This window comes from Bdellovibrio sp. MYbb2, from assembly GCF_056175685.1.
The window spans coordinates 679,320-695,383 of sequence record NZ_JBJKJI010000001.1 but is presented as its reverse complement, the minus strand read 5'-3'; the positions used below and the strand labels follow the sequence as shown (position 1 = coordinate 695,383).

Annotated in this window: 12 protein-coding genes; 2 read left to right on the top strand and 10 right to left on the bottom strand. The window is 50.8% G+C overall.

Going from position 1 to position 16,064, the window contains the following annotated elements:
• Nucleotides 1-7: 7 nt before the first annotated feature.
• Nucleotides 8-1,207 (top strand): patatin-like phospholipase family protein, encoded by a 1,200-nt coding sequence (locus AC04MQ_RS03415; RefSeq protein ID WP_011166180.1) that lies wholly within the window; start codon nucleotides 8-10, stop codon nucleotides 1,205-1,207.
• Here AC04MQ_RS03415 and AC04MQ_RS03410 read toward each other — a convergent pair.
• From AC04MQ_RS03410 to AC04MQ_RS03365, 10 genes are all read right to left on the bottom strand, one after another.
• Nucleotides 1,204-3,138 carry a transglutaminase TgpA family protein gene (locus tag AC04MQ_RS03410; RefSeq protein ID WP_475391086.1) on the bottom strand — a complete coding sequence of 645 codons (1,935 nt, stop codon included), beginning with the start codon at nucleotides 3,136-3,138 and terminating at the stop codon, nucleotides 1,204-1,206. The genes AC04MQ_RS03415 and AC04MQ_RS03410 overlap by 4 nt on opposite strands.
• A complete protein-coding gene (locus AC04MQ_RS03405; RefSeq protein ID WP_475391084.1) occupies nucleotides 3,135-4,079 on the bottom strand; it encodes a DUF58 domain-containing protein in 945 nt (314 codons plus the stop codon). The genes AC04MQ_RS03410 and AC04MQ_RS03405 overlap by 4 nt, the downstream gene beginning before the upstream one ends.
• Complete coding sequence (locus AC04MQ_RS03400; RefSeq protein WP_015092820.1) at nucleotides 4,015-4,929, bottom strand: AAA family ATPase; 915 nt, start codon at nucleotides 4,927-4,929, stop codon at nucleotides 4,015-4,017. The genes AC04MQ_RS03405 and AC04MQ_RS03400 overlap by 65 nt, the downstream gene beginning before the upstream one ends.
• A 128-nt stretch (nucleotides 4,930-5,057) precedes the next feature.
• A complete protein-coding gene (locus AC04MQ_RS03395) occupies nucleotides 5,058-6,518 on the bottom strand; it encodes an NADH-quinone oxidoreductase subunit N (protein ID WP_015092821.1) in 1,461 nt (486 codons plus the stop codon).
• On the bottom strand, nucleotides 6,518-8,071 hold the full coding sequence (locus AC04MQ_RS03390; RefSeq protein ID WP_015092822.1) for a complex I subunit 4 family protein: 1,554 nt from the start codon (nucleotides 8,069-8,071) through the stop codon (nucleotides 6,518-6,520). The genes AC04MQ_RS03395 and AC04MQ_RS03390 overlap by 1 nt, the downstream gene beginning before the upstream one ends.
• 3 nt (nucleotides 8,072-8,074) lie before the next feature.
• Nucleotides 8,075-9,988: an NADH-quinone oxidoreductase subunit L gene (nuoL, locus tag AC04MQ_RS03385; protein WP_015092823.1), complete on the bottom strand. Its 1,914-nt coding sequence runs from the start codon at nucleotides 9,986-9,988 to the stop codon at nucleotides 8,075-8,077.
• A gap of 28 nt (nucleotides 9,989-10,016) precedes the next feature.
• Entirely contained in the window at nucleotides 10,017-10,340 is a 324-nt protein-coding gene (gene nuoK / locus AC04MQ_RS03380; RefSeq protein ID WP_011166187.1) for an NADH-quinone oxidoreductase subunit NuoK, read from the bottom strand.
• Complete coding sequence (locus AC04MQ_RS03375; RefSeq protein ID WP_011166188.1) at nucleotides 10,330-10,866, bottom strand: NADH-quinone oxidoreductase subunit J; 537 nt, start codon at nucleotides 10,864-10,866, stop codon at nucleotides 10,330-10,332. Before AC04MQ_RS03375 ends, nuoK begins: the two co-directional genes overlap by 11 nt.
• A gap of 9 nt (nucleotides 10,867-10,875) precedes the next feature.
• Entirely contained in the window at nucleotides 10,876-12,027 is a 1,152-nt protein-coding gene (locus tag AC04MQ_RS03370; RefSeq protein WP_235046199.1) for a complex I subunit 1/NuoH family protein, read from the bottom strand.
• Nucleotides 12,028-12,036: 9 nt separating this feature from the next.
• Nucleotides 12,037-12,300: an NADH-quinone oxidoreductase subunit A gene (locus AC04MQ_RS03365; RefSeq protein ID WP_015092825.1), complete on the bottom strand. Its 264-nt coding sequence runs from the start codon at nucleotides 12,298-12,300 to the stop codon at nucleotides 12,037-12,039.
• A 228-nt stretch (nucleotides 12,301-12,528) separates the two neighbouring features.
• Between AC04MQ_RS03365 and mfd the strand changes: the two genes are divergently transcribed.
• Entirely contained in the window at nucleotides 12,529-16,047 is a 3,519-nt protein-coding gene (gene mfd / locus AC04MQ_RS03360) for a transcription-repair coupling factor (RefSeq protein ID WP_475391079.1), read from the top strand.
• The last annotated feature ends 17 nt before the right edge of the window (nucleotides 16,048-16,064 follow it).

Genomic DNA, 16,064 nt, shown 5'->3' with positions numbered 1-16,064 from the left:
TAACCATATGCGTATTAGAGATAAAAAGAAAGTGGCCCTGGTTTTAAGTGGTGGAGGCATCAAAGCCGCCGCCTTCCACATCGGGGTTTGCTTGGCCCTTCAAGAAAAGGGATTCAAATTTGCCGGCGGCACCAAAGAGATGGTGCGTCAGAACTTCGGGTCCGACGACCCGATGACGATCCGTCTTTATGTCGGGTCCAGCGCCGGGGCGTTTGTCGCTTCGGTTCTTGCCGCTGGTTATCCAGTGGAATCTTTGATCAACGCTTTCCAAGTCGGTTCGGGCTCTGATCCCACGTTTGATAAATCCGACCTTCGTTATTTAAAGCCGATTTCTTACCGCAGCCTGTTTAACTTAAACTCTTCCGGCCTGATGAAGTTCATCCCGCGTTCGATCATGGAAAAAGCCCTGGTCACCGGGGGCCTTGAATCCATTTTAAAAAACGGCCTGAAGCTAAACGGTCTATTTTCAACCAAAGGGATCGAAAACTACCTGCGCAAAGAAGTTCTGGTCGACAATGACTTTGCCCGTTTGGGGGTTGAGCTTTTCATCATCGGAACCCAGCTGAACCACACCCGTAAGGCCATCTTCGGGAATTTCCCCGAATCATTCAAAACCGACACCACCAAGTACATCAACTATGCGACCATCAGTGATGCGGTGGCTTGTTCGACGGCTTTGCCTCCGGTGTTTTCCCCGTACGGAATCAAACGCCCGGACGGTAAAGAGATCTTCTATTATGATGGCGAGATTCGCGACACGCTTTCCACCCACGTGGCGGCGGACTATGGCGCTGATCTGGTGATTTCCTCATATTCCATTCAGCCTTATCACTACACCAAAGAGATGGGCTCGCTTCATGACTATGGTATTCCGCTGATTGCCAATCAGGCGCTTTACCAGGTGGTGCAGCAAAAGATCACCCGTCATATCCAGTATAAAAACGACATCCGCGGTATCTACAATGCGGTCGATGGTTACTTCAAGCAGCAAAACTTGCCCGGCGAACACCGGGACAAGATCCTTGAAATCATTAGGAATCGTGTGAACTATCGTCCGGAAGTGGATTACATCTATGTGGCTCCACGCCCACAGAACTATGAGATGTTCTTTGTTGATCACTTCAGCTTGAATCCGGAAATCCTGGCGCGCATCGTGCGCATCGGTTTCAAGTCCGGGATCAATGCCCTTCGCCAGCACGATATTTAATTCCGGCTGGCCTCTTTCCATTCAGCCAAGATCTTGGATCCTTCCCCGGAAAGATCCTTTTTCGCGTAAGCCTTCCGGTCATAGTAGTCACTGACCTTGCTTAAGATGACTTTCTTCGAAGGATGCTCTTTCCCCAAACGATCCAGATACTGCAACGGGGTTTCGGCGTCTTGCGGGAAAGTTTCCTGTTTTTTACCCCAGCTTAAAACCGCGTGATACAGAACTTGTTCTTCGCTCAGTAAACCTTTGTTTCTGAAAAGACTGCGGGAAATCAGAACACACAGGACCACCACGAAGATCAAACCCACCACCAGCTGCAACTTCAAATCAGTCAGGCTTTGCCAGAAGCTTTTTTGTGAAGTGCGATCGAAGTCGACCAGGAAGTAGGTCCATCGATAGTTCAGATCATCCATCAAAAAACCCACGCGGTCCCACAACGTGATGCCATCGCCCGTTTTTGGGCGCCATTGGATATCCCGGGCAAAGACCTTTTGGTCTTCTTCGGACAGATTGAAGAAATCTTCGGCTCCGATCACCAAACGTAACGGCGCCACCCATTGAGTGGGATCCACCCGCTGCCAGCGGCCGTTGTTGAAAATTTCAACCCAGGCGTGGGCATCGCGCTGACTGACCCGCCAGAACTCCCCCATCGGATTATATCTGCCACCCTGATAACCCACGATCACCCGGGCCGGAATCCCCAAAGCCCTGGCAAGGGTCGCGTAACTGCCGGCAAAGTGTTCACAAAAACCGCGTTTTCGATAAAACAAAAATGATTCAAGTTCATTCGCGCCACCATAGGCACCGGGATTCAAAGTATAAGTAAAATCATTTCCCTGATAAAACGCCTGCAAGGCTTCAATCCTTGCCGCCGGTGTTGGGTGCTTTTCTTTGGTGGTGGTCACCCAGTCGGCCACCTGCCCGCGCAGCTCCGGAATTTTAAGATACTCTTCATCCGGAATCTGGCGATCGGTGAAGCTTTCATTCCAGCGCCCACGATACACGGTGGTGGTCATCAAAGGTCTGGCACTGCGAAACACCGAAGCGTTCAGTGAAAATGAATTTCCAATTTCAAGCTGCACCTGTTCGGTGCCCTCAAGCACGAACAAGAAAGTATTCGCATGGGGTTCCAGCGCGACTTCATAGTGCCTGTCAGCGGGTTTATCATTTTCAGCCTCACTGCGCGGTTTGACCCCGAGCATTCCCGGTCGCCAGCTTAAACCCCGGGAATTCACCAGCACCGATCCGCGCCAGTAAAGTTCCTGGCTCGAATTTATCGGCAAATCAGAAAGCTTCGCACGAAACACCATGTTGGCCACGCCCGCAAGTTCGGCCACCCGTCCGGGATTTAATTCTTCACTAAAGCCAATCTGCCCCGTGGCTTCACCCCGCGACATCGCCCACGGAAGCACGAATCTGGGAAACGCAAAAAACAACACCACCGCACCCGGAACTGAGAGCGCAAAGACCTTTAATAAAATCTTTCCACGCTGTGGAAGCTCCGGCGACAACAGTGAATACCAAAGACCCGCAAACGCCAGGCCCGAAGGAATGATCCAATAGATATCCAGACTGAATAAAGCCTTGATGGAGATCAGAACAAAACCCAAAAGCACCAGGAAACGATGATCCCGTTCGTTTTCATAATCCATCACCCGCAAGGCGGAAAGACCCAGCAGGAATGTGTACGAAGGATCCTGACCGATCAGTGTCCGGTACTGCACCAGAATCTGCGCCAGCAAAAGCACACTTAATCCGCCCGTCACTTTGCGCGAAAGATTTTTCCAGTGAAGTTTTTCAACTCCCCACTTCCAGACCAAAAGGCCCAGCGAAAACAACGCCACCCACGGGGACACTTCCAGCCCCACCATCACCATTGCGGTGATAAATGAAAATGCCAGGGAGGTTTGGGCGAAGAACTGCCTTTTCATGACAAGGCCTCGGTCTGCGCAAGCGCCAGCAACATCAGACACTCTTCACGGTGATGCGGGCCCTTGTTTTGTTTGATCTCTTGCGGACCGATACTTAATGAATACTGAAAGCCCTGTCGTTCAGCTTCATCCACCCACAGGCACAACTGACTGATGCGGGCCTCACCGTCCGACAGGTTTTCCGTCTGCTCCCAGTTGAAATGCAAAGCGGGTTTTTCAGGCTCTTCATAATTTTTCACCAGCAGATCCTGCCGGCGCGCACTGGCGCGCCAGTCGATACGACTGAGTGAATCCGCGCTTTGAAAACGGCGATGATCACGAAATAAACCCGTGGCCTGCTGCCCTTCTCCGGCCACCGCATCGGTGGGGAATTGTTTTTCACCCAAACGTGCCGGATACACCAACACGGAATCCTGAGAGGTCATGTATTTCCACGCCCGTAAAAGTCCAAAGGGATAACTGCTTTGTAAAGTGATGCGCGGAAGTTTCACCCAGCCTCGTTTGCCGGGGCGATAGGGAATTTGCAGATCCCCGTGGGACAACGGCTTGATTGAAGTTTTACGAAGGGTGTTTTTATCTTTACCCAACACTGCTTCCACATCCCAGGCCGGAGTCACGGATGGGTTTTCCAATGAAATTCGCAGCAGTCCTTCTTCACCTGAAAAAAGCTCTTCGTTTTCAAGTCCCTCGACCTGCACGACATCCATGTTTTTATTGGTCAGAAGAATCCCGGTGAATGCGACCGAGATCAGAAAGAACACGAAAATATAAATCAGATTGTTCGCATACCCCACCGCCAAAAAGAACAGCGTCAGGGCCATGGCCCCAAACGCCATGCCGAATCCGGATGGCATAATATAGGTTCTTTTCTTTTTCTTAAACAGGGACTGGAGTCGCTTTTTGAAGGGCATGGGCCCACTCACGACCTCGTTTGATGCCATGATTTCCTCCCAGTCGGTGTCCTAGTACCGGAACCAGAACCTGTTGAACATCATCGGGACGAACATAGTCACGTCCCTCTAAGAACGCCCACGCTTTCGCGGCCCGCACCAAAGCCATGCCGGCGCGGGTGGAAAGTGGAGCCCCTTCAAATCCCGCACGGCGGGAACGCTCTAAGATCTCGGCAATGTATCCGGCCACCACCGGCGACACGGTCACGGTTTGCACTGAAGACAAAGCCGTTTCAATTTCGCCATCACTGAACAATGCAGAAATTTTCTGCAGTCTTCCGCGCGGATCTTCCCCTTGCAGCAGACGCACTTCGGTTTCTTTGGAAGCGTGATGCAGTTCCAAGCTCATCAGGAAACGATCCAGCTGACTTTCCGGCAGCGGGAAGGTGCCGGTTTGCTGATGCGGATTCTGGGTGGCAATTACATAGAATGGTTTTGGCAAAGGCCACGTGGTGCCGTCGACGGACACTTCACCTTCTTCCATCGCCTGCAACAGCGCACTTTGGGTGCGGGGGCTTGCCCGGTTTAATTCATCGGCCATCACCATCTGGGAAAACAAAGGCCCCGGATGAAACACAAATTTCTGTTCTTGCGGATGAAACACCTGACCACCGATCGCATCGGCAGGCAGCAGATCAATGGTGAATTGAATGCGGCGGGTTTTTAAGCCGGTCAGTTTACCCAGCACTTGCACCAGAGTGGTTTTACCCACACCCGGAAGATCTTCGATCAGCAGATGTCCACCGGCCAGCAGACAGGTCATGGCCAGACGGATTTCCACATTCTTATCCAGGACAACTTTCGAGGCTTCAGAAATCAGATCGTGAAACTTGGTGTTCATAGACTGATAGGATAAAGGCCGCCGCGGCAGTGACCAACCCTTTTTTGGAAAATAAAAAAGCCCCGGGTTCACCGAGGCTTTAATTATGTCTTATTTTAAGATCCCGCCTTGTTCACAAGGCGAAAGTCCTACAACAGACTTTTTTCGACAGCAGAGAAGATGGGACCAGATACAAAGCCCATCAAAACAATGGCAAGAGCCATAACCACTGCAGTCACTGTTGTTGCATTCAAAGAATGACCCGCGATTTCCGCGTTTCCTTCTTTCATGTACATCACAACGATAGGGCGCAGGTAGTAGTAAACACCGATCACAGAGTTCAACATACCCCAGATAGCCAGCCACAGAAGGCCTTCACCGATAGCCGCGTTGAACATGTAGAACTTACCGAAGAAACCCAGTGTTGGTGGGATACCCGCCAAAGAAAGCAGGAACACCGTCAAACACAGCGCCAGCATCGGACGTTGTTTCGCAAAACCAGCAAGATCATCAATATTCACAATGTGGTTTTCAGATTTTTCCAGCATCGCCGCAATCGCAAATGCACCGATCGTCATCAAACCGTAAGCCAGCAGATAGAAGATCACGCCCGACGCACCAAACGCGCCGTTATCGCTGACACCCGCCGTGATCAAACCCACCATCAGGTAACCGGAGTGAGCCACAGAGGAATAAGCGATCATGCGTTTGAAGTTATTCTGCATGATAGCCGCGGCATTACCCACGATCATGGTGATAACAGCCATCCACTGAAGGATATCAAACAGCTGATCAGAACCCGTCAAAGACTTCGTTGCAATAATACGCAAGAAAGCCGCGAAGGAAACTGTTTTCACCGCCGTTGCCATGAAGGCTGTGTGCGGAGTCGGCGCCCCCTGGTAAACGTCCGGAGTCCAAGCGTGGAATGGAGCAATCGAAACCTTGAAGCAGAAGCCCAGGATCACGAAAGTCACACCAAACAGGAACAGACGGCTGGTCTGAACAAGTTCAGCAGCGTTGTCCATGAAGCTCAGGATGTTTGTGCCACCAGTAGAACCGAAGATGAAAGCCACCCCGTACAGGAACAATGCCGAAGCAAAAGAACCCAGGATGAAGTATTTCAAAGCCGCTTCTTTGGAAAGTTTTTCCTCGTGGCTCATGGCGATCATCAGGTACAGCGCCAAAGACATCATTTCCAGACCGATGAAGACCATCAACAGATCCACCGCGGAAACCAGGATCAACATCCCCACCGCAGAACTCATCGCCAGGAAGATCAGTTCAGAGAACTGCTTGCCGGTTGTCGCCGGATTTTCGTACATCATCACCATCGCGGCACCCGCACCAGCCAGGGCAATGATACCCATCCACTGCGTGACACCGTCGAAGATCAGACCGTTATTGAAAGCAGTTTTGTCAGAGCCGCCAAAGACCACCAACAGCACAACTGCCGCCACGATACCCGTCAAAGCCTGACCCAAAGTGATCAGGGCATGTTGTTCGCGGTTGCCACGAAGAACCTTCATCGTGATTGGCAGAAGACTTGCCAGGAACAACGCGATCATCGGAGAGATCAACAGAACGTCGCTAAGACCAACATTGATATTCATTAGTTACCCCCTTGCGCGTGCATAACTTCAGAGGCGCCCGGCTGAACAATCGTCAGATTATAATTGCTTCTGTTGTTCACCAGGTGATCGATGCTGGCTTTAGAGAAGTTCAGGAAATGATTCGGGAACAGACCCATCCAGAACACCATGATCACCAATGGAACCAGAACCGTGATTTCACGCGCATTCAGGTCATGCAGCGGATGATGCTCGTCTTTAACCAGTTCACCCTGCTCGCCGAAGAACACACGTTTAAACATCCACAGCATGTACACCGCACCCAGAACCACGCCGGAAACTGCGAAGTAAGCAAAGACCGGATGAGACTGGTAAGTGCCCAGAAGGATGAAGAACTCGCCCACGAAACCGTTGGTCATTGGAACCGCGATCGAGGACAAAGTGATGATAAAGAAGAAGATCGTGAAGATTGGCAACACACCCGCCAAACCGCCGTATTTGGAGATTTCACGAGAATGCGTTCTTTCGTAGATCATACCAATCAGGATGAACAGCGCCCCGGTAGAAATACCGTGATTCAGCATCTGGTACAAACCACCACCCATGCCGTAAGCGTTGAACGCAAACAGACCCAGAAGGATGTAACCCATGTGGGATACGGAAGAGTACGCCACTAGTTTCTTTACATCTGGCTGAACCATCGCCACCAAAGCACCATAGATGATGCCCACAGTACCGATCAGCATGAACAACCAAGCCCAGTATTCAGAAGCCTCCGGGAACAAAGGAATCACCCAGCGCATGAAACCGTAAGTACCCATTTTCAGCATCACACCCGCCAGGATCACAGAACCCGGAGTCGGAGCTTCAACGTGGGCATCCGGCAACCAAGTGTGAACCGGGAACGCCGGAACCTTGATCGCGAAAGCCAATGCAAAGGCAAAGAACAACAACGTTTGCAAACTGAAGAACGTGCCGCCCACAAACGGAATCTGCAGCTGATAGAAATCAAGCAAGCTTGCACTCATCTGCCCGGTCGCTTCCTGAGTCAGGTACATCATATAGATGATCGCTACCAGCATCAGCACAGAACCCGCCATCGTGTAGATGAAGAATTTCACTGTTGCGTAGATACGGCGAGCGCCACCCCAGATACCGACCATGAAGTACATCGGAACCAGAGAAAGTTCCCAGAACACATAGAAGAAAACCGCATCCATTGCCAGGAAAGTGCCCAGCATCGCAGTTTGCAGAATGAACAGGCAGATGTGGAAGCCTTTTACACGCTCAGTGATGGATGTCCAGCTTGCCAGGATAATGATCGGGGTCAGGAACGTGGTCAGCAGAACCAGCCACAAAGAAATCCCGTCAATACCCATGAAGTACTGGATGCCGAAGCGTTCAATCCACATGAACTTTTCCACCATCTGCAGGCCCGTCGCGGAAGCGTCGAAGCTTTTGAACAGGGAAAGGCTCACGATGAATTCAATCACGGAAAGACCCAAAGCCAGGTGGCGAACGGTGTTCGCCTTAGGCCAGATCGCAACTAACAGCGCGAATAAAAGAGGTAGGAAAACAATGCTACTCAGGATCATACATTACCTCATGATCACAAATGAAAGGGCCACAACCACGCCGATGCCAATGTACATCGCGTATTGTTGCATATTTCCGGTCTGAACCGAGCGGGCGAAGGAACCCATGCCACGCACAAGATCACCAGCCCAGAACGTCATCTTGTCGATGAAATTCACGTCGATGTAGTACCAGGTGTTTTTACTCAAAGAAACCAGCGGATTGATGATGAAACCAAAGTAGGCTTCGTCCACGAAGTACTTGTTGTAAACCGTGTTGTAAACCGGCTTAATGCTTTCAGCGATTTTCTTCGGAGTCTCTGGAGACTTCACATAGAACTGATAAGCCACAATCGCAGAAACAGTCGCCAGACCCACTGAACAGCCCATCAGAACCCATTCAGTTGTGTGATCAATTGCTGTCCAGCCCGGGATCGGAGAAATCAACGGGTGCAACCAGTGCTCCCAGAAGTTCGGCATGTGACCCAGGTGTTCACCGATAACATGAGGAACGCCAATCCAGCCCGCGAACACGGAAAGGATCGCCAGGATGATCAGTGGAATCGTCATGATCGCGGAAGATTCGTGCGGATGAACATCGTCAGAAACACGGCTTTTACCCCAGAAGGTCAGCGCCATCAAACGAGTCATATAGAACGCCGTCAAAGTCGCGCCCAGCACACCCGCCGCCCAAAGGATCGGAGAACCCAGTGGAGAATGGAATGCGTAAGCCAGAATTTCATCCTTGGAGAAGAAACCGGAGAACAGCGGAGTTCCGATGATCGCCAGCCAGCCCATCAGGAAAGTGATGTGCGTGATTGGCATGTACTTTTTAAGACCACCCATTTTGCGGATGTCCTGTTCTTCGTGCATTCCGTGAATCACAGAACCAGAGCCCAGGAACATCAGGGCTTTGAAGAACGCGTGAGTCATCAAGTGGAACATCGCTGCGCCAAACGCACCCACACCGGCTGCCAGGAACATATAACCCAGCTGAGATACCGTCGAATATGCCAGAACTTTTTTGATGTCGTTTTGAGTGATACCGATAGTCGCTGCAAACACCGCGGTCGCCGCACCGATGATCGCAATAACCATCATTGTGTTCGGAGCCATGATGAACAAAGGATTCAGACGAACGATCATGTACACACCGGCAGTCACCATTGTCGCCGCGTGGATCAGGGCGGAAACCGGTGTTGGACCGGCCATCGCGTCTGGAAGCCAAACGTACAAAGGAATCTGTGCGGATTTACCAGTCGCCCCGATGAACAGGAACATCGTACCCAGAGTCAAAGCCCCCAACCAGGAGGATTCAGCCACTGTTGGAGCCAGTGCATTCAGTTCAGAGAAGTTCAAAGTGCCGAAGGTGATGAACAAAACGAACATACCCAGCAAGAAGGCCGCGTCACCAATACGATTGGTGATGAAGGCTTTCATACCTGCCGCCGCTTTTTCTTTGTCAGTGAACCAGAAACCGATCAACAGGTAAGAGCAAAGACCGACACCTTCCCAACCCACGAACATCACCAGCAAGCTGTCACCCAATACAAGCAACAACATGTTGAAGATGAACAGGTTCAGGTAAGCGAAGTATTTCGCCACACCTTTATCGTGGTGCATGTAACCGATAGAGAACAAGTGGATCAAAGTACCAACACCCGTGATCACCAGGATCATGATGGCGCTGATTTGATCGACTACGAAACCGGCGTTGACCTTGAATTTATCAATCGCCATCCATTCGAAGAAGCTCACCGCGATACGGCGGGCTTCAGCGGGCATGGAAACCAGGTCCACAACCAAAAGGATCGCGGAGATGAAAGAGATCGCCACCGCAACCGTTGCGATGGAGCCAGCCACATTTCCAGAGTGTTTTTTATATCTGACACCGTTGATCAGGAAACCAACAAAAGGAGCCAGAATCAGGACTGCCATTAATAGAGAATGATTCACAGCTTATCCCCTATCCTTTCAAATGCTCAAAGAAGCGGATGTTCACTTCGTTGAATCGTTTAAAGATGGATACTGCCAGCGCCAGACCCACTGCCGCTTCCGCAGCCGCGATAGTCATAACGAAGAACACCATGATGTGACCATCCAGCAGGCCCAGGTATTTACTGAAAGCCACGAAAGTCAGATTCACAGAGTTCAGCATCAACTCGATGGACATCAAAAGAACGATCACGTTACGGCGAAGAAGAACGCCCGCCATACCCATAACAAACAAAAGTGCAGCCAGAACCAAGTAATGAGTCAGGCCGATATTATTGATGAACTCAGTGTTCATGTGTTCCACCTTTACTGCGCGCCAAAGCAACGGCACCCACTGCAATTACCAGAAGAAGAACGCCCAAAGCCTCAAATCCGAAGATGTATTTGGTGAACAAGATCTGTCCCAAAGCTTTGGTTGATTCCATGCCTGTACCCACCAGCACCGGATTGTCTGTGGTTTTTTCACCCATCAGATTCACCGACATGGCGATAGCACCCACGACCAAGCCTGCAAACAGGCCGACAGAGGCGATTTTAACCACACCCGTGAACTTGCCACGAGTGAAGGCCTGAACGTCTTTTTTCAAGTCGAAGAGCATGATCACCATCGTGAACAAAACCATGACCGCACCGGCGTAAACAATCAGCTGAACGCCCGCGATAAAGTAGGCATTCAGAGTCACGAACAAGGCGGAGATTCCCACCATGGTCATCGCCAGGCACAAAGCGGAATAGATCGGATTGGACATCAAAATGACACTAAGGCCGGAAGCCAGAGTGACAAACGCTAAAAACCAGAAAAGAAATGCATCTGCTGTCATTTTAACTCCTTACAAAGATGCGATGTAGATCACAAAGGCTGTGATAATGGTGTTTGCCAAAGCCCAAGGAAGCATCGTCTTCCAGCCCAGATCCATCAGCTGATCGTAACGGAAACGAGGCAAAGTCCAACGTACCCAGATGAAGACCCACATGAAGAAACCAAACTTGATGTTGAACACCAGGAAATGGATCAACGCGACCAAAGCACTTGCCGTGCCGGCTGTGGAGGCAACACCCGCCGCCCATTCATTCAGTTCAGCCACAGACACGTAAGGAATCGTGTAACCACCGAAGAAGAACAGCACCATCAGACCGGAAGCGATCATCATGTGACCGTATTCCCCGATGAAGAACATGTTGAATTTGAAACCGCCGTACTCAGTGTGGAAACCACCCACCAGCTCGGATTCACCTTCCGCCAAGTCAAATGGCAGACGGTTGGATTCCGCAAACGCGGCCGAGAAGAACAACAAAGCCCCCACTGGTTGATAGAAAATACCCCAGTTTGGCAGCCAGTTTGCGGTGATTGTGTGACCCAGGAAAGAGAACGCCAAAGGACCCTGCTGAGCCAGTGTCATTTCCGTCAGGTTGAACGTGCCATAAAGCATGATCACACCCACAATGGAAAGACCCAATGCCAGTTCGTAGGAAATCGTTTGTGCGGAAGCACGAAGCGCACCCATCAGGGTGTACTTGTTGCCGGAACCCCAGCCCGCCATCAGCAATGTGTAAGCAGCCAATGAGCTGACGCCCAGGATGAACACGATGCCCACGCCGATATCATAGCCCTGAACCAGGAAAGTGTAAGGACCCCAAGTGGAGCCGAACATTTCAAAGGTGCCTACCTGAATCGGAGAAGAAAGCGGAATCGCAGAGAAAGCCACTGCACCCGGAATCAACGCGAAGATCGGAGCCGCATAGTACAGGAACGGCTTCGCCGTTTGCGGCATGAAGTTTTCCTTGTTCAGGAACTTCACCGCATCGGCAAGAAGCTGCACGAGACCCAGAGGACCCACGCGGTTCGGACCCAGACGATCCTGAATGAAGGCGGAACCACGGCGCTCAAGCCATACCAAAATAGGCACTGCCTGAACCATCATCAGGAAGATGACGACCAGTTTTAAACCGTTGACGGTTATTTCGAAAATATCTTTACCCATTCCCATCGCTTAGTCCCATTCCAAAGCTTTAGATTTAACTTCCCAGAACAGCCCGAAGATGAAGATCGCGATGAAGATCATCATGGAAACGAAGACAAATGTGCCTCCGCCTGTCGCGATGAACTCACGGAATGAAATCGCCCAAGGGTACATGAAGATAATCTCGATATCGAAAAGGATGAACAGGATCGCTGTCAGATAGTACTTAACAGAAATCTTTGTCTCCTTTTTCTCAATACCAGGAATACCGCACTCGTAAGGCTCGTACTTCACAGGGTTGTATACCGGTTTTGTCCCAGTAATATTGGCAGCAAGCCAAACTAAAAAGGCTCCAAAAAGAGCAATGAAAATGACGATGAATATGACTCCACCGAGTGGCACTAGTCCCTCCAAAGTTGTCGTTATTATTTGGATTTCAATTAGTTATATATGTGTCGTCAGTGAAAACCAAGAAATATGAATGGAAACAAGGCGATAAGCGTGGCAAGATGAGCCCACCAAATGAAAGCCGAAAGCACTCACACAAGACTCGAATCCATCCTGGAAAGAGCCTTTGAAACAACTCGCGGAAAGATTCAAGTCACCGGGGCGGCGTCTCCGCTGGCACTTGCTTACTTTTTGTCGCAGACTTACTCTAAAAAAATCAACGGCTTGCCGCATCTTGTTGTGACTGGCAGTCATCGTGAAGCGGTGACCTTGCAAGCCTTGCTGGAGTTCTTCGACCCGAGTCGTCATAGTCATATTCTGCCCGCTTTCGATGTTTCACCCTACTCCGGACTCTATCCCAACACCCAAGTCGTCGCAGACCGGGTTCGCTTCCTGGCAAAAGCTCAAGTCGCCAAAGCCGGAGAAATCTTCATATCCTCAGTTGACGCGCTGATGCAGAAAACCCTTCCGATGAAGATCCTGAAGGATCACTCCAAAACCGTTCGCGCCGGAGATGAGCTTCCCGAGAACCTTTCGGACTATTTCTCGTCCTTAGGTTACACCGCGGCTCCGATGGTTGAAGACAAGGGTCAGTTTGCGGTTCGCGGTGGTATCGTGGACATCTATCCACCTACCGAAAATCAACCCGTGCGCATGGATCTGTTCGGCGATCAGGTGGAAAGCCTTCGTCATTTCAGTGTGGCGGATCAAAGAAGCTCGGACGAAATTCAATCCTTTGTTCTGACTCCGGCCCGCGAAGTTCTTTATCGCGACGAAACCCATGAAAGACTTTTGCAACGGGTGCGCGCCTCGCTTGAGGGCCGCAAGGTGGACAAGGCTGAAGCCGAAGAAACCCTGCGATCTCTGGTGCTAAAGAATGCCTTTCCGGGCATTGAATTCCTGCTTCCTTATTTCTATGGCGAACTTGCCACGCCGGCCGATCATTTCCCGGGCGCTTTGAATCTGTGGTTCCTGGATCCGGTGGAGATCTCGCGCTGTGCGGATGAAATGTGGGCGGAACTAAAAGCCGATCACCGCACCAGCGACGCTCACGTGATCCGCCCTGAGCTTGAAGACATCTACGTGAACTTTGAAACTCTGGCGTATCCACTGAACTCGCGTCAGGTGTATTTTTCTTCCCTGGAATATTTCGACGAAGAAAACTCGGATGATTCCCGGGTTGAGTATCGTACGGCAATGACTCAGGATTTTACAAACCTGGCATTAGCCAACGCGGTCGGCACCGAACCGTGGTTGCAGGCTGCGGCCAACAAACTTCATCGCTGGCGTGATGAGGGTTATCGCATCTTTGTCAGCACCAAAAATCAGTCCCATATCGACCGGTTGTCTTTGGTGTTTGAAAAGCTGGAGCTAAAAGCCGTTCGCACCAACAGTGATGAATACCGCTGGGATTCGTGGCTGCAGGAACAGGATCGTGAACAAAACATCGTTCACATCGTGCCCCGTTACCTGGCTGAGAGCCTGCGCCTGGAGGAAGAAAAGATCATCTTCCTGCGCGATGAGGACTTCTATGGTAAAAAACAGCGCGCTAAAGAATCCAGTGGCGCCCAGGATTTCCAAAAGCAGGCCAAGCGTCTTTCCTTCGGTGATTTGAAACCGGGTGATCTGGTTGTTCACACCAAGCACGGGATCGGCCAGTACGAAGGCCTGAAAATCATGAATATCAGCGGCGTCGAATCTGAATACATTCAGGTCGGCTATAAGGATAAAGACAAACTTTATCTGCCCGTGTACCGCGTAGGTCAGCTGCAAAAGTTCTCGGGTGCTGGCACCAGCATCCTGGACAAACTGGGCGGCACAGCCTGGGAAAAAACCAAAGCCAAGGTCAAATCCCATGTGCGCGACATCGCCGCGGACTTGCTGGCTCTTTATGCCAAGCGCGCAGAAATGCACCGCCCGGCTTTTGTGATCAAAGAAGATGAAGTGCTGATGTTTGATAACGGCTTCCCTTACGAGGAAACCGACGATCAGCTTCGCGCCATCAATGACATCCGCAAAGATTTAAAATCCACGAAGCCCATGGATCGTCTGGTTTGCGGTGATGTGGGCTTTGGTAAAACCGAAGTCGCAATGAGGGCCGCCTTCTTTGCCATTCAAGCCCGCAAACAAGTGGCGGTGCTGGCGCCGACGACTGTGTTGACCTTCCAGCACTTTGAAACCTTCAAAAAACGCTTCGAAGGCTGGCCCGTGGACATCCGCGTGCTGAATCGTTTCGTGACTCCCGCCGAAGTGAAAAAGACTTTGCAGGATTTGAAAGACGGAAAAGTTGATTTGATCGTCGGCACCCACAAATTGCTGGGGTCATCGATTGCTTACAAGGATTTAGGTCTTTTGATTATCGACGAAGAACAAAAGTTCGGCGTCACACATAAAGAGAAAATCAAAAAAATCAAAACCAGCGTCGACACCCTGACACTGTCAGCAACGCCGATTCCGCGCACCCTGAACATGGCGCTAGTCGGGATTCGCGATTTAAGTTTAATCAACACCGCGCCGGTGGATCGTCTGCCGACCCGCACCTTTGTGACAAAGTTTGATGCCGAAACCATCCGCAAAGCCGTGACGGCTGAAATTTCCCGCGGTGGTCAGGTGTATTTTATCCATAACCGCATTGAATCCATCTATGGCCTGGTGGATGAACTTCGCCAGATCGTACCGGAAGCGCGCATTCGTGTGGCCCACGGACAGATGGAAGAACACGAGCTTGAAAAAGCGATGCTGGCTTTCTTCCATCACGAAATTGATGTTTTGGTGTGTACGGCGATTGTGGAATCCGGCATGGACGTGCCGCGCGCAAACACCATGTTCATCGATACGGCGCACTTGTTTGGTCTTTCCCAGCTTTATCAGCTGCGCGGACGCGTGGGCCGATCCAAGACACGTGCTTACTGCTATTTGATGATGCCAAGAAATCACAAGCTCGATAAAGAGCAGCAAGAGCGTCTGAAAATCATTCAGGAAAACACCGCCCTTGGCAGCGGCATCAAGATTGCCCAGTACGATCTGGAACTTCGCGGTTCCGGAAACATCCTGGGTGAAGAACAATCCGGTCACGTGAACTCGGTCGGTTATGAGATGTACATGGATCTTCTGAATGAAGCCCTGGCAGAAGCCAAGGGTGAATCGGTTGAAGACATGGATCTGGATCCGGAACTGAATTTGAAAATTCCGGCGCTTATTCCGGATGCTTACATCAAGGACATCCGCATTCGTCTGGGTTACTACAAAGCGCTTGCCGACATCACTTCCAACGAAGAACTAGATCGCATCGAAGAAGAGCTGCGGGATCAGTTTGGACCGATCCCGGAACAAACCGTGAACTTGATGGGCCTTATGCTGATTCGTCGTCAGTGTAAAGAGCTGGGCGTTCGTGATATCAGTGCCGGATTGAAATCCATCTCTTTGATCTTCACCGAAAAAACCAAACTGAGCCCTGAAAAAGTGATTCAGCTGGCGATCCGTGAAAGCAAAAAGTATTCACTGACTCCGGACAACCGCCTGAACATCAAAATGAGCACCATCACCTGGTCTGCGGTTCACGAAGAAATCGATACCCTGCTTCGTCTCATCTAAAGATTTCCGTGTTTCAA

Coding starts and splice junctions, on each gene's coding strand:
- AC04MQ_RS03415 (WP_011166180.1), top strand. CDS start 8: ATGCGTATTAGAGATAAAAAGAAAGTGGCCCTGGTTTTAAGTGGTGGA.
- AC04MQ_RS03410 (WP_475391086.1), bottom strand. CDS start 3,138: ATGAAAAGGCAGTTCTTCGCCCAAACCTCCCTGGCATTTTCATTTATC.
- AC04MQ_RS03405 (WP_475391084.1), bottom strand. CDS start 4,079: ATGGCATCAAACGAGGTCGTGAGTGGGCCCATGCCCTTCAAAAAGCGA.
- AC04MQ_RS03400 (WP_015092820.1), bottom strand. CDS start 4,929: ATGAACACCAAGTTTCACGATCTGATTTCTGAAGCCTCGAAAGTTGTC.
- AC04MQ_RS03395 (WP_015092821.1), bottom strand. CDS start 6,518: ATGAATATCAATGTTGGTCTTAGCGACGTTCTGTTGATCTCTCCGATG.
- AC04MQ_RS03390 (WP_015092822.1), bottom strand. CDS start 8,071: ATGATCCTGAGTAGCATTGTTTTCCTACCTCTTTTATTCGCGCTGTTA.
- nuoL (WP_015092823.1), bottom strand. CDS start 9,988: ATGGCAGTCCTGATTCTGGCTCCTTTTGTTGGTTTCCTGATCAACGGT.
- nuoK (WP_011166187.1), bottom strand. CDS start 10,340: ATGAACACTGAGTTCATCAATAATATCGGCCTGACTCATTACTTGGTT.
- AC04MQ_RS03375 (WP_011166188.1), bottom strand. CDS start 10,866: ATGACAGCAGATGCATTTCTTTTCTGGTTTTTAGCGTTTGTCACTCTG.
- AC04MQ_RS03370 (WP_235046199.1), bottom strand. CDS start 12,027: ATGGGTAAAGATATTTTCGAAATAACCGTCAACGGTTTAAAACTGGTC.
- mfd (WP_475391079.1), top strand. CDS start 12,529: ATGAAAGCCGAAAGCACTCACACAAGACTCGAATCCATCCTGGAAAGA.